The sequence below is a fragment of the Enterococcus sp. FZMF genome (assembly GCF_030263915.1).
Taxonomy (GTDB): Bacteria; Bacillota; Bacilli; order Lactobacillales; family Enterococcaceae; genus Enterococcus_D; species Enterococcus_D casseliflavus.
The window spans coordinates 568838-588003 of sequence record NZ_CP127160.1 but is presented as its reverse complement, the minus strand read 5'-3'; the positions used below and the strand labels follow the sequence as shown (position 1 = coordinate 588003).

Below are 19166 nucleotides of genomic sequence, written 5' to 3'. Positions count from 1 at the left end.
CATCGTTAGGTGATTTTTTTCGTTAAATACTCGTATTTGGCATTCAATTTTTTTAACTGATACTTGGGTAAATGCTCGATCCCCAAAGCCGCCCCAAAATCGACCGCCAACTCATACAATTCAGACTCATCTTTTTTCGTCAAACTATATTGTCGCGTACTCAAAGAAAAATCATTTTTTTCTAACGCACGAGCGATCCCTTTCCAGTCATGCCAGAGTACTTCGTTTTTCAGCCAGTCCTTACGTTTGGTCACATCGGGTATATCTTCCACTTCGATCCCGTGCTTTTCTCGATAATGATCAATCAAAATCGTGATTTTGCGGTAATAATGATCCTGCAATTTCTTTGAATAAAGTCCAATTGATTCCAGTAAAAAGACCGCATACTCTTGCCAAGTCATATGACTGGGCTTTCTCGTATTGTAATGCGCAAGCAATCCTGTCTGGGCATACAAGCGACCAAAATTGGCTCCTGACACACGATTTACGACGCGCTCCCACGTTTCCGGTTCCACCAGAGCATATTGGTACAAGCCTTTTCGTTGCTGCATGCCGTAAGGCTGACAGATCCGCATTTGATGGATCGGAACGCCATGATCGTACAACTTTTCATAAAAGCCATTGATCGGCCAGTCAAAATGGGCATAGGCTCCCCACACATCTTCCGTCTTCCAATCATAGATTGGGTAAAAATTGACGACCATTGAATCTGCTACTTGCCGTTTGATCCAGCATTGCTTCCGAAAGTTATACTTTGGCGATGTGATCGATCGATACCGATACAGACTTTCCTGGGTTCGTATCCCCACACCACAAGCAACAGGTTCAAACTGATGATAGCTTGCGTACCAATGAGCAAAGTTTCGTAAAAACTTATCAGGGTTCATATTTGCACTCTGATAGATTTCCATCAATGATTCATCTAAATCAGCAAGTGAAATCGCATCTTTGGGCATCGGCTGTACCCACTTCTCACGTTCTTGTTCATCCCACATCAACCATTGTGGCTGAAAGACGCTGGTATTGTTGTCCTCGTAAAAGGGCAAACAGAAGTGGAAGGTTTGATTGATACTTGGTAACGCTTTGATTTTTTCCATGAACGTTCTCGTAGCGTCATAATTTGCCTCGATATCTAAAATCAGCAGATCAAAGGTTTTCTTTTTTTTCTGTGCGACTTGGTCAGCCAACTGGATCATGGCACCGCTATCTTTTCCAACACTGAAAGAGAAATACACATGGGGAAACGTATCAAAAATATATTCCAAACGCGTCATCGCCGCTTCTAGCACATTTTCCTTACAATATTTCTTCATAAAAGCTCATGTCCTCATTTTATTTGTCCTTTTTTTGAATAAGTATTACATTCTAGTATAAAGTTTCACTTGGCTTCTTACAAGGACTTAAGGGAGATTTCCCTGTTATTTCATACAGCGACATGTTGAAATACGCGCGCTCAGTATCGGATAATGAGTCAACTACAGGCTAAAAAAAGCAGAGATATCAATTTTTTAAACTTCATAATCGCTGCTTGCTACTGATACATCTGCTCTTTTTTGAATCACAAAAAGATAGCCTGTTTTTTCTATGATTTAGCTAATAGAAAGCAATACCATCAACCTGATTATCCGTTCATTCATCACATGTACTTAATTTTCCATAACAGTGAAATTTCTTTGCTGAGGTCTTTGAGCTTCATAGCCTTTTGGATATTCTCAGACATCTTCTTGTAATTACTGATTTTTTCTTCTTTGGGCAGCAGTACATATTCTCGCTTGATTGCTTCAAACTTGTCTTCATGATTGATCACCAGAAGTTGCGTGATCAGATCATGGGCGATCCACCGATGATAGGAATTTTTGTGGGTATGCAGTGCCCAGATCCGTTCCCACTCATCATAAATCAGCTCAGGGTTTTTAATGGCTACTTCTTTAATAATCAAATAACTATTAAAATACTCATTGATATGATTTTGACCATCAACGACATTCTCCACTAGCTTCTCCCTTACCTTTCGATCATCGATCGCCGTTTGCACAAACGGTTGGGGATCAAACGATGTCGTTTGAAAATGACGCGCGATTTCTTGGTAGTCCATGCTTTCACCTTCTTTAAATGATTGATTTGCAGCAATTACTTTTTTTATCCATATCTTCATTTTAACAGAATCTTTGTACGAAAAAAGCGCTTTTTTGATTGCTTTTACGTTCCTTAAATGTTGGTCTCCTATGCCATTAGAAAGTGATCGTTCGTTGGCGCGCATTTTTCCCGGCAATATCCAATTTAAAATCGATCAAAAGAAACAGGGAAATCCCTCAATGAAAAGAAGGATTGTAGTCTTTCATCCAATGATCCATTGAGTTCTGACATTCGTTTCTTTGTAGTTTGTGATTTCTTATTCCATCGTATTCTTGACCTTGCGTCTGCAAAAGAGCGCCTGTACTAATAATTTTCTCAATGAAGAATGTGATAAAAATGACATAAAAAAGGAAGTCCCCTGACGGGACTTCCTGAGTTTCGTTTCTTCAAACACTATTTCACGCATAGCTGCGAGATGCTGGATCACGCGTCCTTTCTCCGAATACCTCGGTCGGTAGGCATTTTGATCCATTGCTCGGGTGGACGTTTTCTGATTTTTTTTGGTGCAAACATCAGTTGAACCGTTCTTTTGACAAAGTTATTTCGGTATACGTTTTCCATAACTTGCACGCCCTTTTCAATTGAATTAGGAAGTGGTAACGCCGATCGTTCTTCCTACCTTTATTATAAGCGTGAAGACGGGACAAAACAAACAATATAGCTGGAAATTTCTAGCTTTCTTTCACTCAACTTTGTAGTCGATTGCTCGGTAAATTGGTATGATCCATTGAATAATATTCAACTAGCCATCGTATATTTATTGAAAACACAAATGAAAAATTACAGAAAAAGTTGATTTCCACTCGAATAAATAGCCGAAAGGACGAGTTTTTGAATGAAAAATCGTTTCACTTTACTTTTTCTTAAATTTTAATTATTATTCTTTTGAAATAAGATTAATGAAGGAGATAAAAACATGGAAAAATACCAAGTGTTCCCTGGTCAAAACTATCAGGCAAATGTTATTGGCTTTACCGGTTTACAAGAAGTTAGTGTGATTCATGTTTACGAAAATACTGCGACTGTTCTAATCAAAGAAACAGCTGAAACAGGTGTTGCGAAATTATGTAATTTTCTAGTGGGTGCAACACAATTAGTTAGTTGATGCTTTGTAATTAATCAAAACATGATGGAGCAATTTGCCATCCAGCATGTTGTAGGAAATCGCTCCAGAGATACTCGTCTGTGAGATTGCCTTTTTCCTATTCATCAATTACAGTAGTATTTTTATTTATCTACTCAATATCTCTCTACTTTATATATAAATAGTGTTAGAATGAACAAAAGGAAACGTATCAGGCTTCCCCAAAGAGAATCTTCCCCAAGTACTCTTGTCTGATACGTTTCCTATTTTTGTGGCGAAAAAGCCACAGACCAATGGTAGCCCTTTACTCTGTGAAAAGCAAGCTTTCAAAATAAATTTTTTCTTTATTTTTTTTATTTTATCTCTACAATTCCCCTTTAATAAGCAGGCAAAAACACACCTCTCGACAAAAAGGTGTGTTTTTTTAAAACGATGATTATTCACGAATAATAAGTTCGTAAGGCAGAATGATCTGCTCTTGTTTTCTTTCTTGAAACAAGCGAAAGGCTTCTTTGCCGCACTGATCCAGATGAAACTCAACGGAAGAAAAGTGCAGCATATGACTGATGAGCAGGTTTTCTTGTCCGATCACGATGGGTGCTGTACCGTGGGAGTATTGATTTAAGATCATCGCTGCGATCTCGTCCCCATTTGTGATCACCCCATCGATTCCTCGTTCCTTAAAAAATGCGGCTGCGGGAATCCCATCTTGTGCTTTGATGCAATCCCAATAAATATCCGCTTCAGAAAAAGTAGGAAACAGCTCCTTGGCTTTTGCGATCGTGTTGACTGAATTGCAGCTGAGGCGTTTGCTGCGCCCGAGCGTCAGTCCCAAACGCTTTACGCCTTGTTCTTTCAAATACTTGATACTGGCTGTCACAGAGCCGACCAAGTCGATCGCAACGAAAGGAACGGCAGTACCGGTCGAATTTTCACAAAAAACAATCGGTCCTTTTTCCATGTAGGGATAAAATGTCTCGATATGATTTGCGCGGGTGATGACGATCAAGCCGTCAAATCCCTTTGCAGCGAATTCTTCTAGATATTCTAGCTCCAGCTTCCGATCAAAATTGGTCGGAAGCAACGTCACCTTGTATTTTTGGGCAAAGGCTTCTTCCATGATGCCATTTAAAATTCCATCAAAGAAGGCGTGATTGACAAACGGTACGATGACTCCAATATTATAGGTTTTCCCCGAGCTAAGCTTTTGGGCGATTTTATTCGGTTTGTAATCCAGTTCTTCCATCACCGCCAAAATCGCTGCTCGCTTTTGCTCATCAACATAAGGATGGCCATTGATCACACGAGAGACCGTCGTGATCGAAAAACCAGTAATTTTTGCTATATCGCGAATCGTTGCCATTTCTTTCATTCCTATCTGATTGTTTTGCTCGTGACCTAAGTCTACCATAGAAAATTAGTTGTTCCACTTTCGACAATTTTCTGAAAAGGTCTCTTGGTTGATTGTACGGTATGAAACGAGTTTCATAGCAAGACTTAGACTCCTTGAAAAGAAAAGAAATTTATTTTAAATCAAAAACTGACTGCCTAGCACGCTGTAAACGCTGCTTAAGCAATCAGTTTTTCTATTATTTACTGAATCATTTCTTTTGATAAACTTTTACGTTTCTTCGTATATCTTCGCATCAGCAGCTCGATGCCCTTATCCGCAAAGCGTTGCATGTAGGCGGAAAAATTCAACAAGGCAATCAAGAGAATGAGGTTGAGATAACTGGTATTGCCTAGGTTAAAGAGGTCGCGACCGACGATCAAAGCGACAAAGTACAAGATCTGGGTGCTGAAAAAAATCATCGTTCGATAGCTGTTGATCGCTGGATAGACTTTTTTCTGGATCAAGCGATAGTTCCAAGCAGTAAAAATAATGCTCATGATCGATAGAGCTTTACTGCTGCTGTTGAACCAATAGCCAAAGTTGATGATCAGCAAAGTTCCTACCGTAATCGTCAAGGCTGTTGGAAAAGCATTTTTGAAAATCGTCGTCATAAAGTCCCCTTTGATCCGATTGAAGTCTGGTTCAAAGTTTAAAAAGAAGGTCGGAATGCCGACAAAGCAGGCATTGATGATCGTTAATTGGATCGGCTCAAAAGGATAGGTCGTTCCTGATAACAACGTCCCCATGGTGATCATGATGGAGAATAAGACTTGCACTAGCACCAATGAACCTGAGCGGGTAATGTTATTGATCACTCGGCGGCCTTCGTCCATGACCGATGGCAAAGCATCAAATTGATTTTCCAAAAGAACCAGATTTGATACTTGACGCGCAGCATCAACACCAGAAGCCATTGCGATGGAGCAGTCGGCTTCTTTTAGCGCCAAAACATCGTTGACGCCATCGCCAGTCATTGCGACGGTATGCCCTTGTTCTTTCAAGTAGAGCACCATTTCTTTCTTTTGTTGCGGCGTCACTCGACCAAAAATCTGATAGTTGCTGACAGCTTCTTTTAATTCGGTCGCAGTTATTTTTGACACATCGATAAAATCAGCAGCCCCTGGTAGATTGACTTTTTTCGCGATTTGACTGACTGTCACTGGATCATCGCCAGAGATGATCTTGCATTGGATTGCCTGTGAACGAAAATACTCCAAGGTCTCTTTGGCATCTTCACGGATCGTGTCTGACAGTAAATAAAATCCTAACGGTTCAATATCCGTCGGCAGTCCTGCCTCCTCATAGCCTTGCGTACTGTGAGCCAAAACGATCACACGGTAGCCTTCTTCTGCCAGCTGTCTTTCCTGTTTTAAGACAGCTTCATGGTTGGTTCCCAGTAAAATCGACGCAGCTCCGATGAAATAAGTGCCTTGTCCTTCAAACGTGACGCAACTAAATTTGCGCTCTGATGAAAAGGGGACGACTTGCTGCATCTGGTACGTCGTTTTTTCTGGGAAAAAGGTTCGCAGCGCCATTGCCGTTGGGTTCTGATCGGGTAGCTGCGCCATTAAGTTACCAGTGATTTCTGCCAACGGTGTTTCCGATTGAAAGGAAATCGTCTTTTCCACCGTCATCTTGCCTTCGGTGATCGTGCCCGTTTTATCTAAGCAAAGAACATCGACCCGTGCCAAGGCATCAATGCAGTTCAATTCCTGCACCATCACTTTTTTGCGCGCCAGATAGACGGCACTGATGGTCAACGTGACACTCGTCAATAAAAACAAACCTTCGGGGAACATTCCCACAGCTGCCGCCACCGTCCGTAAGATGGCGGTGTTGAAAGTTGCATGAGAAAAATAGAACTGTTTAACGAACAAGAGGGTACATAATGGGACCAAAATCAGGCTGATCCAACGAATGATTTTGTTTAAACTGCCTTGGATCAAGTATTTTTGTCGTTTGATGGTTTTGGCTTCTTTGTTGATTTTTGCGATATAGTTGTCAGCGCCTACGTGGATCACTTGGCATAACGCTTCGCCAGCAGTGATAAAACTGCCAGAAAACAACTCGTCTGCTGGCTGCTTGTAGATCGTATCCATTTCACCAGTCAGCAAGGATTCATTGACTTCTAAAGACCCTTGAATGACTTTGGCATCCGTCGGCACTTGATCCCCGCTTTTCAGTCGTAACACATCATCCATTACGAGTTTGTGGATCGGCAAATTCTCCAGCTTACCATCCCGATAAACATCGGCTTTGGCAACTTTTAGCAGTGCCAGCTTATCCAGCGTTCGTTTGGAACGAACTTCTTGAAAGAGATTGATGATCACATTGCTGAAGACAACAAAGACGAACAAGCCGTTTTGATAAGAACCTGTCAAACAGACGAGAAAGAATAGGACACAGTTGATCAAATTGAAAAAGGTAAAGATATTGGTAAAAAGGATTTTTGGGTAAGTATTCGTCGTATCCTTTTTTGTCTTATTGACTTGACCGCGCTGCACCCGCGCCTTGACTTCTCCTGACGTCAAGCCAATGGTTTGGTTGTTTTCGATGATCCTCACCCTTTCTATTCTTAGTCATTTACTTTTATTTTGCTGAATATTCAGCAAACTTGCATCAGACTTGGAAATGGTTTTGTGTTTTTTCTATAAAACCAATTGGCGTCGATTGCGTAAGATACGCCATCGACTCCCCGCTTTTTTTCTGTAAAAAAACAAGTACTGTTTAAAATATAGCATACCCTTTTACGAATTGGCGTTTCATTTTTGTCACCTTCGCGTCACTTTAGCACTTAAAATAACAGTTTATTTCGTAACCTAAACCGACTAGACAATAAGCTATCATAGACTTTCCAGGTGGTTTCTTGCGATGACACAAAATAAAAAAACAGCTGATCTTCACAGATCAACTGTTTAACAATTCTTTAAGTTAGCTGTTCCCTCAGTTGCTAAAAACGCTCAACCAGCTTGCTTCTTTTATTGATCAATGCAGTGCTTCCTTTTTCCATTTTCGGATTTTCGTTCGGAAATTGGTAAAGGGTGCTACTGTATTGATATGGATCCATTTATAGACTGGCCACTGTGCTTTGGTGGTTGCCCAATCCCGCTGCCTTGCTTCAAACAATTCCTGATCGGATAAGCCCTCGATCCACTGGCAAAGGGCCGTCACTTTTTGGTCTAAGAGCTCTTGTTGCTGTGCTAAGGTCAAACTGCCGTATGTCTGATAAAAAGATTGATACAATCCGCCAAGGTTGTTCCATTTGTACCCTTCAGCAGGTGTGTGAACGCTCATCCCTAGCTGTTCCTGTGCTTCCCATGACAATAACAAACTGACCCAGCCAATTTGGTAAGACAAGTTTTCTGAAGGGGTCTTGTCGACACTTGCTATCCGTTGATTTCGCAAGGCTTCAGGAATTTCATCAAATTCTTGGCGAAATTTTTGGTAACGTTCTGTGATCTCTTGGATCAGCGCTACTTTGCTTTCATACTGTCTCATTGTTTGTCCTCCTATTCAGGAAAATAGCTGCTCTTTGTCGCTTTCAGCAATGGCGATAAGAATCGTTACTTCGCCGTCTGGCGCATACTGCTCAAAATCAAAGGAATACCCGCGCTGCAGCTGCTGGTTTTCTTCCTCAGACCAGATTTGACGCCAAGTAGTCAAAATGCCATGCGCATCGCGCCGATCGATCGGATACTTTTTCCAAGTATATTTTTCTGTATCAAAGTCTGCTTGCTCCGTTTCTTCGTCTGCTTGCTCCGTTTCTTCGAAACAAAGCGAAACGGCATAGTCTCCTTGATAGTTTGACTCATACTCGTGGTAAACGCAAGCGATGACCGTTCCTTTTTCTGCGGCTTTCTTGACCGCCTCGCTGTTTTTCTCCCATAAGCCAGTGATTTTTGCTTGAATCGCTGGATCAGTAAAATTATTGGTTCTTTCCGTTGCCATTATCGAAAATTTCATTGGAGTTCCTCCTTCTTTGTCTTTATGATACGATAGAAACCTAGACACCTTGTGTCAGTGTTTTATCATCTTTTTATAAAAGGAGTAAACCAAGTGAGCACGACACGCCTATTCGGCCTTATCTACCACCTGTTGAATCATGAAAAAGCAACCACTTCTGAATTGGCCAAACAATTTGAAGTCTCGACTCGCACCATCACCAGAGATATCAATACCCTAAGCAGTATTGGCGTGCCCATCTATACTGAAACGGGTCGAAATGGCGGCGTTTATTTGTTAAGCAGTTTTGTGTTGGATAAAGTGTTATTATCAGAGGAAGAACGAAAAAACCTGCTTTTGGCGTTGAAAGGGATTCGCCAGCTGACGCCACAGATCAGTGGGCAATCGCTGGCAAAACTGCAATCCTTGTTTAAGCAGCCCGATGCTGATTGGCTAGAAGTGGATTTTTCCACTTGGCATCGGCGAGAAAACGGCCACGACATGTTTGATTTATTAAAAAAGAGTATTTTAACAAACCACGTGATCACCTTTGACTATGTCAGTAAACAGGGACTGCAAAAACGCATCTGCCAGCCTTATAAACTGCTTTTTCGCTCGCAAGCTTGGTATCTGCAAGCCTTCGACCAGCAAAAGAATGCCTTTCGGACATTTAAAATCAGCCGCATGAGTCAGGTCTACGTCACTGACCAACATTTTTTCCCAGTCACTGCGCCTGATTCTGCCATTGAGTTGACTGTTGACACCTATCCTGCGCGTTTGTTCTTTCAAGCCGACGTTCTTTATCGGGTATATGATGAGTTCGATCATCAGGATATTACTTTGACGGAGGAAGGCACTGCTGTGGTCACCGTTGATTTGCCCGAGGAAAGCTGGGTAGTGCCCTATTTGTTCTCTTTTGGAAAAAGCCTACGCATTTTAAGTCCCCCTCGACTAAAGAATCGTTACCAAGAAGAAGTTGCTGCGATTTATGCCAATTTGTCCGAGAACGAGGGTGCGAATTGATTTTTTTAAGAAAAGGATCCCTATTGAAAGGAGTGTTTGATTTGAAAAAAGTGATCGTACAGTATGGCGGGGTTTCGCTAAACCACCTTTGCCAGCAGTTGGAAGAAAATCAGATTCACTTAAACGCGTATGCCAACCAGCTCTTGCGCCATCCCCAGCTCTCCCTCAGTGCCGATAAACAGCATGCTGCTTGTGTGATTGTTCCCCTTAAAGAACTGGGACTCCCCCAAGGCGGCTCTTTGACGGAGATTTTTGCAGCTGCGCCTTCTTATGGATTGACTTGTTGTACCTTGGAAATGGCCTTACACTTTCGTCTTAGCTATCGCCAACTGGCAAATAGTACCGGACTGAAATCCCAAGGAAAAGCGCCAGCTGCCGCAATCACGATCGCTTCTGTGCCTTTGGAAAAAACCGACGATTTCCCCAAATGATTCTACGTTCGCCGCATCGATGGGGTTGACTGGCTACGAGGCTATACTTGCGATGCACGCCACCAGTTTGCACCGGATGACCTGTTTTTGTTTCAACGACGAGACCCGTTGCCAGAGCGCCTCAACTGAAGGGGAAACAAACCGTTTCATATCAAATGTCCTTGTTTCTCATTGCCTACAATCATTCCGTAGGTTAAGAAGAGCCGAAAAGGACAAAAGGAGAAATAGATGAACTTAATCCCAATGAAAGACAGCGACTATGCTGCTTACTTAACCAATGCAGTTTTCGAATACGCCAATGACAAAGTCCAAGCAGGCACATGGGCCAAAGACGAGGCCCTCGCCCTAGCCAAAGAAATCTTTGCTTCCCTGCTTCCTCAAGGGACTGCCACCGAAAACAATCACTTGTTTTCTTTATTTGCAGCTGATTTTAGTGAACCGATCGGGGTGATTTGGATCAACACAGCTGCCCAGAAAGCCTTCATCTATGACTTTATCATCGAGGAAGACCAGCGAGGAAAAGGCTATGGCACCAAAGCGTTACAGGCTTTGGAAAAGTGGGCGATCCAGCAAGGCATCACTGAAATCGGCTTGCACGTTTTTGCCCATAATCAGTCTGCGTATCAGCTATACAAAAAAATGGGCTATTTGGAAACAGATATTACGATGGTTCGACGTTTCGCTGAATGAGTGGTGTTGAAACACGAAACCTAACGATCGTTCTTGAACGATAAGAAAGGAGTGAGAAAACTTGTATTGGTTGATTTATCTTTTGGTCGTTGTATTTGCTCTCGGATGCTTTTTGTGTGGTGTTCAGTTTCGCAAACAAAAATGGGGATTCTTGATAGCTGGATACAATGATTTGACTGAAAACCAAAAAGCACAAGCAGATAGTCAGGCAATCTCAAAATCAATGAGCAAATGCGCCTTTTGGACAGGTGTTTATGTTTTGTCATTGGGTCTTGTGCTCTACCTGCTGCTTGAAGAAATCGGTGATTCGTCAATAATTAGGATAGTATGTGCCCTCCTTACCTTGCTTTTTGTTCTCTTCATTTTCAATGAAGTCCGAAAAAATCGTTCGTACTATTCGATAAATAAAGACTGAGATAAAGAGAGAATTTCTCGTTTTACTCATAAGGTATTTCTAAGCGATCACTGTAATCCAAGTTTTTTAACCAATGATTGGTTGTTTTAAACGAAAACATCTGAATGTGATCCCCCTAGGACCGTCATCTAAGACGGTTTTTTTTTTAGGTTACTAGACGACAGTTCTTCCTTGTTTTATAAGAAGATTTCTCACAGATCTTTTCGCAATCGAGACAGCTGTCCTTTCTGAATTCTCCCTTGCCTCTTGTTTTTCTTACACTGCACCATTATATTTATACTTATTAGTCATTTTTTTATAGAAAGGACGTTTCCCTTGAATTATCCCTTATTAAATGAACAAATGCCTCAGACCATCATCCGTGTTTGGCGGTTACGGACAATTACTTCACTGATCATTTTCAGTTTACTTTTCGCTACTTCTTTTTGGTTTTTATCCATGCAAAACTGGCTTCATTTCTGGGTGTTCGCCCTTTGGTCAAGCCTATTGGCACTGACTTTGATCAGTCATCTGCTTTCTTTTGTGCTGATGAGCTACCGTTACAAATTCCATCGCTACGAGATCCAAGAAAAGGATATCGCTATTCAACGTGGCTATCTATTTCGCAGCACCACGTATATTCCGATCCGCCGAATCCAGCACATCGAAACGGACCAAGGGATCTTTTTACGAAAATACGCTTTAGTCTCCTTACAGATTCATACGGCTGCCACCAACCACACCATTGAAGGCTTGCCAGTGGCGCAAGCCGAACGATTGCGAGAAACCATCATGAATTTAGTCGAGGTGGTCAAAGATGATCTATGAAAAACAACGACTGCCGTTGCTGTGTATCGGTCTTTATTGGTTCAAAAATTGCAAAAATTTTCTGGTACTAGCATTTCTGCTTGTATTCAAATTATTCAACGACGCCCCTTCTTTTCCGATGATTCTGGGCGGTATTCTGCTATTTTTACTGGTCTGTCTGCTTTTTGCGGTACTGTCTTACGCCCGCTTTACCTTTCAAATCGATCAAACGAGTGTGCTAGTCAACAAAGGACTCTTTATCCAAAAACAAACGATTTTGCCATTTGAACGCATCCAAACCATTCAAGAGAATCATTACTTTTATTTACGTCCGTTTAAACTAGCTGAAGTGAAGTTGGAAAGCGTCGCAAGTTCGAGTGGCGAAGCCGAAATTCTTTTCCCTGCATTACCGCTGGCTCTCATTGCCTCCATCGAAGCGTCAAAAAAGGCGGCCGCGACACCACAACAGCCTATTGCCCAAACAACTAGTAGAGAAGAACCAACCGACGATTATGCTGCGTTTTCAGCTGAGAAGTCAGCCAAGCCGCCGTTGGAAACATTCACTTTGAAATTCAAGGAGATTTTCTTGTTTTCTCTCACTGATTTTTCTGTTTTCACCTTGGTTCTAGTCATCGGCTACAACGTGATCGACAACATTCCCAATCTCTTTGCCTATGCATCGGAATTGCAGCAACTTGGCCTTTTATTAGGTGCTGCAATTTTACTCGGGCTGCTGATTTTGTTTTTCTTCCTTGCGATCGCCAGAAATCTTTTCCGTTATTATGGCTTTACGGTGAAAACGAACCAACAACAGCTGCTGATCACGCAAGGCTTGTTTTCTAAACGTCACCAAACGATTCCCCTCGCTAGGATCCAAGGGCTGAGTGTCGAACAAAATCTTTATCGAAGAATCTTTCATCTAAACTCCGTCAAATTACTGCTGGCTGCTGGCAGTTCGTCAGAAAGCGATGATACGGTCTATCTATTCCCCATTTTGAAAGAGGCGCAGCTGACCGAAACATTGACCCGCTTTTTACCCGAATGGTCGTTTCAACAAACCGCTCTAGTGAAAAATCCACGACCCAACTTTTGGTACTTCTGCCGTTGGCCGCTGCTGATCGGACTGCTTGCTGTAGGAATCTCTGCCTTCTTTTTCTGGTGGATAGCGCTGATTTTCTTCGTGTTCTTTGGCTCCTTCGTGTTATCAAGCATCTGGCGAGGCAAAATACAAGGCTATCAATTTTTAGATAACCACGTATTGTTGTGCCAAACGATCCGCGGTCTTACGAAGGTGACCGCTTATCTGAAGAAAAATAAAATCCAAGATTTCACTGTCACCACCACGCATTGGCAGCACAAAAGAGGGCTTGGCAAGTCACAGCTAACCATCAAAACCGAAGATACTCTCACCGAAAGTAAGCTGTTCTATTTTCCATTAACCGAAGCAGAAAACTTACGGCGCTGGTTTTTGTCTTAGTTCATAAAAAAAGCGTCAAACAGCAGGACTGACGCGCTGTTTGACGCTTTTTTTACAAGATCTGAAAGGAATGAAAAGGAAGCATCAACCATTGATTCGTTGATGCTTCCTTTTTCTATCCCTTAACCTTCCCTTCGACTATTTGCTGCTTGATTGAAGCAGCATCTAAGCCATATTCTTTTTGCAAAAAATCGGGTGTGCCGACTTGACCGAACCGTTCATTGACACCAATACGTTTTAAGGGGACAGCACTGCCAGTTTCAGCAAGCACTTCGGCGACGGCACTCCCTAGTCCACCGATAATAGAATGGTTTTCGATGGTGATGACTTGCCGTTTCCCCTGAACTTCGCGGAGGATCAATTCTTTATCGATTGGTTTGATGGTAAACATATCGATCACTTCGCAGCTGATTCCTATTTCTGCTAATTCTTCTACCACTTGCAGTGTTTCAGAAACCAATTGGCCGCTGGCAATCAACAACAGTTCATCGCCTGGTCTTAAAATATTGCCTTTTCCTAGTTCAAAGGTCGAGCCTTTTTCATAAATCGTCGGAACCGCTTTCCGATTGCCTCGTACGTAATGAATGCCTGATAATTGGCTAAAGGTGTTTATGATCCAAGCCATTTGGATTTCATCCGCTGCATCGCAGACGATCGACTGGGGAATCATTCGCATCAAAGCCACATCTTCCCATGTCGTATGGGTGCCGCCGTTGTGCCCGACTGCAAACCCTGGATCAGAACCGTAAATATTGATCGTATTGCCGCCATAGCCGCCAGAAATAAACAGCTGATCGAATACCCGACGCGTTGCAAATGGCCCAAAGGTGTGGATAAAAGGTGTATAACCAGTTAAACTCAAGCCAGCCGCGACACCAACCATATTGGCTTCCGCGATCCCCATGTTGATAAAGCGTTGGGGATGTTTGTTGGCAATCGTGGTCCAGCCGCTGGCAGAACCAAGGTCGGCATCTAACGCAACTAGCTGGTTATTTTCATCCATGAGTTCCAGCAATGTGTCAACGACACAAGTTCGCAGCTCTTTAGCAGCAGCAGTGGTTTTGCTTAATGTAAACATGCCTTAGCGTCCTCCTTCGATTTTTATCGTCAATTCTTTGATTGCCGCTTCTGCCGCTTGATTGATCTCATCCGTGGTAAACTTCACGGAGTGATTGGCATCTAGTTCTTCAAAGAAAGGAACGCCTTGTCCTTTCACGCTGTCCAAGACAATGCAAACCGCTTGGTCTTCGATTGCTTTGCAGCGCTCGATTGCCTCATCAATGGCTTGCATGTCTGCCCCTGGAACTTTTTCTGTATAAAAGCCAAAAGCAGTCATCTTCTGCTGGATATCAAAAGGATCAAGAATGTCTTTGGTTGGCCCATCTAGCTGTTTTTTGTTGTCATCAATAATGACGATACAGTGATTCAGTTTAAAGTGAGCAATGTATTGGAAGGCTTCCCAGCACTGTCCTTCATTTAGTTCACCATCTCCAACGATCAAATAAACAAAACTGTTCTTGCCTGCCAAGCGCAGGCCTGTCGCGATCCCAGCAGCCATGAAAGTTCCCTGCCCCAGTGAACCTGTGGTGGCATCAACCCCCGGCGTTTTCCAGCGATCCGGATGGGAAGGCAGTCTCGTGCCGCCCTCATTGATCGTCCATAACCACGACCGATCAAAATAGCCCGTATTTGCTAATGCACTATACAGGGCGGCGCCAGCATGCCCTTTTGACAAGACGAGTCGGTCACGATCCGCCCACTGTGGATCTTGTGGATTGATTCGCAGCTGTTTGCCGTACAAAACGGCCAATAATTCAACAATTGAAAAGGAGCCGCCCAGATGGCCTTGTCCCATTTTCTTGATGCTGCAAAGGGTATCTAAACGAATCTTTGCCGCTAATTCTTCAAGCTCGTGGTATTTTTGTTCACTGATTGCCACTATTTATCCCTCCATCCTCTATTTATTCAGAAACAGATTTTGCCCGACTGTTTTTCTTGAAAATCGTCAATCCGATCAAGACCGCGACTACCGCAATTATCCCTGAGAAGATGGCGATTTGACCGCCCATATTGGCTAGGTTTCCTAGGAAGATCCCTGCAACCCCATAGTCGGTATCAGAGAAAGTTGATCCTTGGAACCCAAGATCCCCCATGACTGGCATCAACAAGATCGGCATGAAGCTGATAATGATCCCATGAATAAAGGAACCAATGACGGCGCCTCGCACACCACCCGTTGCATTGCCGTAAACACCTGCTGTTGCGCCGCAGAAGAAATGGGGCACGACACCTGGAATAATAACGGTTGTTCCTGTGAAGACCATGATGATCAAACTAACGATCCCTCCGAAAAAACTGGTTAGAAAACCAATCAGAACAGCATTTGGCGCATAAGGAAAGACGATTGGACAATCCAATGCAGGAATCGCATTAGGAACAAGCTTTTCAGAAATCCCTTTAAAGGCTGGTACGATTTCTGCCAAAATCAGACGGACACCAGCTAAAATCACAAAGACACCAGCGGCAAACGAACCTGCTTGCTGCAACGAATAAATGATCGAGTTCGTGCCATTGCTAAGATTTTCCGTAATAAATTCACTCCCAGCAAAAATTGCTACGATCACGTATACAACCGCCATCGTAATCGTGATACTAACAGTAGAATCCCGCAAGAAAGACAGGCCTTTCGGAAAATTGATGTCTTCGGTAGATTTTTCCTTATTGCCAACGTATTTCCCGATCAACCCGCTCAATGCATAGCCGAAGTTTCCCGTATGCCCTAATGCGACGGAATCATTTTTGGTAATTTCTCGGGTAAACGGCTGTGCGATCGCTGGAAAAATCGTGTTACAGATCCCTAACGCTAAGCCCCCAAATAAAACTAGATTAAAGGTGTTTATTCCAGTAACACTCAAAATCACCGCAATCATGCAAGCCATATACAACGTGGCATGCCCAGTCAAATAAATGTATTTAAAGCGAGTGATACGGGCAATCAAAATATTGAAGGCCATTCCTGCTAACATAATAAGTGCGGTATAGGTGCCGTAAGTCGTCAACGCTAACGCAACGATCGCTTCGTTATTTGGTACGACCCCTTGCATGTTAAAGGCTGCTTGGAACATCTCCCCAAATGGCGCCAGAGAGCTTTCGATCACCCCAGCCCCGGCAGTGACCACGAGAAACCCAACAAAGGTTTTGATGCCCCCTTTGACGATCGTGGCAATGTCTTTTTTCTGCAGCACATTCCCCAAAACGGCGATCAACGCAACTAAGATCGCTGGGGTACTCGCGATATCAACAAGAATATCTAAAAATTCGTTCATGACTGTCTACTCCTTTTTATAGTAATCCTTTTTCCTGACAAACGGCTTGAACCTTTTGCTTCAATTCATCGAGATCGATAATACTGTCTAAAACTACGATCTCACCTAGATGCTGCGCACTATCGGCTAAATCGCCGCCAACAAAGAAAACATCCGCCATATCGGGTGCAGCACTTCCTAAATCATAATGGGACACTTCCACGCCTGAGACACCCAGTTCATTTAAAACAGAATTGATATTCATCTCCACCATAAAACTTGATCCTAATCCTGACCCACACACTGCTGCAAATTTCATTTTTCATCTTCTCCTTCTCTAATCACTTCAATTATTTGATCCGCATTGGTTGCGGAAAGTAACGCAGTTAGTTTTTCATTATTCGACAAAATTTTAGTTAAACTCGCTAACGCTTTTAGATGGAGTTCATTGTCAACCGCCGCCAAACATATAAACACGTGAATGGGGTGTTGCGGATCATCATTCAAAAGCACTGGTTCTTTGACTTTTAATAACGACATCCCGATGGCATTGACCCCATCTTCTGGACGTGCATGAGGCAAAGCGATGCCTTTTCCAATATGGATAAAAGGACCGTGATCCACCACTTTATTGATCATGGCGGTAATATACTGCTCCTCAATTTTATTGGTTTTTTTTAATGGCGCAGCAGCTGCTCGAATGGCTTCTTGCCAAGTCAGCGGCACCTCGGTAAATTGGATGGTTTCTGCTGTTAATAAATCTGATAACATCGGACGTTGGTCTTCCCTTCTATTCAATTCTCGATTGATTTTTCTTTGCAAAATTTTTCTCAGCTTTTGCTTACTGATTCCTGCTTTTAAATCAACATAGGGCAAAATCACTTCTAACACATCGTCAATGGAATGCAATCCAGTTTTTGAAGGGAAAAATGCCGCTTGTACGTTTTTAACCAGTTCATCCTTCTCAATGGGTGTCATAATCGGATTGATCACATAACAGGGTCGTTTGGTTTTGATCGGCGCACTGGAAAAAATCAGATCAATCTCTTCATTAAACCGAACATTTTCATACTCTTCGATCGAACGAGCCGGCAAAAAATGGATCTGGGGAAACAGTTCCTTTAATTCTGATTCCAAAATCAAGGATGAACTGATGCCACTGGGACAAACGACTAATGCATTCAGTTGGAAGTAATCACGTTTGGCCTTTTGTTTACTGATTTCTCCACCAAACAAAATCGTAAAATAACCGATTTCTTCATCAGGGATCGTGCCGACTAAGTCTTCTAAAGAACCCAGTGCTCGTCTCGTCAGTTCAAACAACTCATTGTATTGCAGCTTGATTTCTTCAATCAGTACATTCTCCAGTGGAAAACCGTAGCGGATTCGAAAATACGCTGGGACAAGATGATAGAATGTGTTCATCAAAAGGGTGCGATAGTCCACAAACTCGATAGCTGCCAGCCGTTCCATTTCATGAATGATCTTACCGGCACATTCCAATAAAAACTCTAATGAAGTATCTTCGATATCTCCTTGCAGAATCGTTTTCAACAGGATCGTTACATAAAATTCTTCTGTTTTCCGATCTTTGATGTCAGGAAATTCTGCTAAAAACTGCTGACTGACTTGATGGACATGCAGCGACTGGAGCAGCGGTATTTCTGTCTCCGCTAAAGAAACAGCCGTTTCTGCCATCCGAAAGGATAGATAATTAAGAAAATAAAGCATTTCTTCGAAGCGACTCGGAACGATCACCAGATTGAAATCAGTCAGTGTTGCGGACAAACGATCTCTGATTTGAACATAGATCGTTTTATCCTGCTCATAGATTCCCTCAAATAAGAGCAAGTTCCCGTTTTTCGTATTGGATAACGCGCTGACCTTTCGAAAGGCAAGAGCGCGAATCTGATATTCCTCTCCCTCAAGATAAAAGCCATATTTTCGAGAGTACAATAGTTGAATCTTGAAAGCTGCAAGTTCCTCTCTGATCCCCTTTAGATCCTTCAAAATCGTATTCTTACTGACATAGAACAGCTCTTGAAACTGATAGACGGATAAATCTTTCACTGCTGAAAAAGTCAGAAGATAAATCATGGACCGCCGCTCTTCTTCCGAAAAAAACAACGTATTCTTCTGGACATCGAAAAGAATTTCCGGCCATTTTCGTTGAATCAGTGAAGGAATCAAAACTTCTCCCTCATGAATCATGATTCGTTGATTCAACCGCTGTTCAGTGATTTGATTGATTTTGGCAATCTCCGCCAAAAATTCCTCATCCCTCCACTTCGTCAAATCAAGAAACGCCTCAACATTTTGTTCTGAAAACAGATACGTCAATTTGAAATGAATCATATTTGCTACCCCCACCTAAACTATAGCTTGCACAAAATGAAATCGCCATCATTTCTCGGTACAACTGAAACTCCGTTTTTTTTAAACGATGGACCGAAGAGGTGATTTCAAGGATTACCATAACATCCA

17 protein-coding genes and 1 pseudogene are annotated in these 19166 nt (G+C 42.6%); 7 read left to right on the top strand and 11 right to left on the bottom strand.

Annotated features, from left to right (window positions below; translation table 11 throughout):
• Positions 1–5: 5 nt before the first annotated feature.
• The gene (locus QN079_RS02800) at positions 6–1313 is read right to left on the bottom strand and encodes a DUF3440 domain-containing protein (protein ID WP_213336331.1); all 1308 of its coding nucleotides are present in this window, start codon (positions 1311–1313) and stop codon (positions 6–8) included.
• Positions 1314–1636: 323 nt separating this feature from the next.
• Complete coding sequence (locus QN079_RS02795; protein ID WP_118215557.1) at positions 1637–2095, bottom strand: hypothetical protein; 459 nt, start codon at positions 2093–2095, stop codon at positions 1637–1639.
• 957 nt (positions 2096–3052) lie between these two features.
• On the opposite strand from QN079_RS02795, the gene QN079_RS02790 reads away from it, so the two are divergent.
• A complete protein-coding gene (locus QN079_RS02790) occupies positions 3053–3241 on the top strand; it encodes a hypothetical protein (RefSeq protein WP_005227564.1) in 189 nt (62 codons plus the stop codon).
• A 415-nt stretch (positions 3242–3656) separates the two neighbouring features.
• On the opposite strand, the gene QN079_RS02785 is transcribed toward QN079_RS02790, so the two are convergent.
• The 4 genes from QN079_RS02785 to QN079_RS02770 all read right to left on the bottom strand — a co-directional run bounded on the left by QN079_RS02785 (position 3657) and on the right by QN079_RS02770 (position 8576).
• Positions 3657–4583 (bottom strand): LacI family DNA-binding transcriptional regulator, encoded by a 927-nt coding sequence (locus tag QN079_RS02785; RefSeq protein WP_164890369.1) that lies wholly within the window; start codon positions 4581–4583, stop codon positions 3657–3659.
• A gap of 230 nt (positions 4584–4813) precedes the next feature.
• On the bottom strand, positions 4814–7177 hold the full coding sequence (locus QN079_RS02780; RefSeq protein WP_118215558.1) for an HAD-IC family P-type ATPase: 2364 nt from the start codon (positions 7175–7177) through the stop codon (positions 4814–4816).
• Positions 7178–7598: 421 nt separating this feature from the next.
• Positions 7599–8111, bottom strand: coding sequence for a ClbS/DfsB family four-helix bundle protein (locus QN079_RS02775; RefSeq protein WP_289230373.1), 513 nt, complete (start codon positions 8109–8111; stop codon positions 7599–7601).
• 15 nt (positions 8112–8126) lie between these two features.
• Positions 8127–8576: an effector binding domain-containing protein gene (locus QN079_RS02770; RefSeq protein ID WP_118215559.1), complete on the bottom strand. Its 450-nt coding sequence runs from the start codon at positions 8574–8576 to the stop codon at positions 8127–8129.
• 93 nt (positions 8577–8669) lie between these two features.
• Between QN079_RS02770 and QN079_RS02765 the strand changes: the two genes are divergently transcribed.
• The 6 genes and pseudogenes from QN079_RS02765 to QN079_RS02740 all read left to right on the top strand — a co-directional run bounded on the left by QN079_RS02765 (position 8670) and on the right by QN079_RS02740 (position 13377).
• Positions 8670–9578 (top strand): helix-turn-helix transcriptional regulator, encoded by a 909-nt coding sequence (locus QN079_RS02765; RefSeq protein WP_118215560.1) that lies wholly within the window; start codon positions 8670–8672, stop codon positions 9576–9578.
• A pseudogene (locus QN079_RS02760) lies at positions 9575–10138 on the top strand (helicase). The gene QN079_RS02765 and the pseudogene QN079_RS02760 overlap by 4 nt, the downstream one beginning before the upstream one ends.
• A 99-nt stretch (positions 10139–10237) precedes the next feature.
• A complete protein-coding gene (locus tag QN079_RS02755) occupies positions 10238–10699 on the top strand; it encodes a GNAT family N-acetyltransferase (protein ID WP_118215561.1) in 462 nt (153 codons plus the stop codon).
• A 61-nt stretch (positions 10700–10760) separates the two neighbouring features.
• On the top strand, positions 10761–11114 hold the full coding sequence (locus QN079_RS02750) for a DUF3784 domain-containing protein (protein WP_074536588.1): 354 nt from the start codon (positions 10761–10763) through the stop codon (positions 11112–11114).
• 315 nt (positions 11115–11429) lie between these two features.
• On the top strand, positions 11430–11921 hold the full coding sequence (locus QN079_RS02745; protein WP_118215562.1) for a PH domain-containing protein: 492 nt from the start codon (positions 11430–11432) through the stop codon (positions 11919–11921).
• Complete coding sequence (locus tag QN079_RS02740) at positions 11911–13377, top strand: PH domain-containing protein (protein ID WP_118215563.1); 1467 nt, start codon at positions 11911–11913, stop codon at positions 13375–13377. Before QN079_RS02745 ends, QN079_RS02740 begins: the two co-directional genes overlap by 11 nt.
• Positions 13378–13492: 115 nt before the next feature.
• On the opposite strand, the gene QN079_RS02735 is transcribed toward QN079_RS02740, so the two are convergent.
• From QN079_RS02735 to QN079_RS02715, 5 genes are read right to left on the bottom strand one after another with little or no spacing between them, the layout of a single operon-like run.
• A complete protein-coding gene (locus tag QN079_RS02735) occupies positions 13493–14455 on the bottom strand; it encodes a transketolase family protein (protein WP_118215564.1) in 963 nt (320 codons plus the stop codon).
• 3 nt (positions 14456–14458) lie between these two features.
• Entirely contained in the window at positions 14459–15316 is an 858-nt protein-coding gene (locus QN079_RS02730) for a transketolase (protein WP_289230372.1), read from the bottom strand.
• Between the two features lie 22 nt (positions 15317–15338).
• Positions 15339–16703, bottom strand: coding sequence for a PTS ascorbate transporter subunit IIC (ulaA, locus tag QN079_RS02725; protein WP_118215566.1), 1365 nt, complete (start codon positions 16701–16703; stop codon positions 15339–15341).
• A 16-nt stretch (positions 16704–16719) separates the two neighbouring features.
• Positions 16720–17001 (bottom strand): PTS sugar transporter subunit IIB, encoded by a 282-nt coding sequence (locus QN079_RS02720; RefSeq protein WP_005227537.1) that lies wholly within the window; start codon positions 16999–17001, stop codon positions 16720–16722.
• Positions 16998–19037, bottom strand: a complete 2040-nt coding sequence (locus QN079_RS02715; RefSeq protein ID WP_118215567.1) for a BglG family transcription antiterminator — start codon at positions 19035–19037, stop codon at positions 16998–17000. Before QN079_RS02715 ends, QN079_RS02720 begins: the two co-directional genes overlap by 4 nt.
• Positions 19038–19166: the final 129 nt, after the last annotated feature.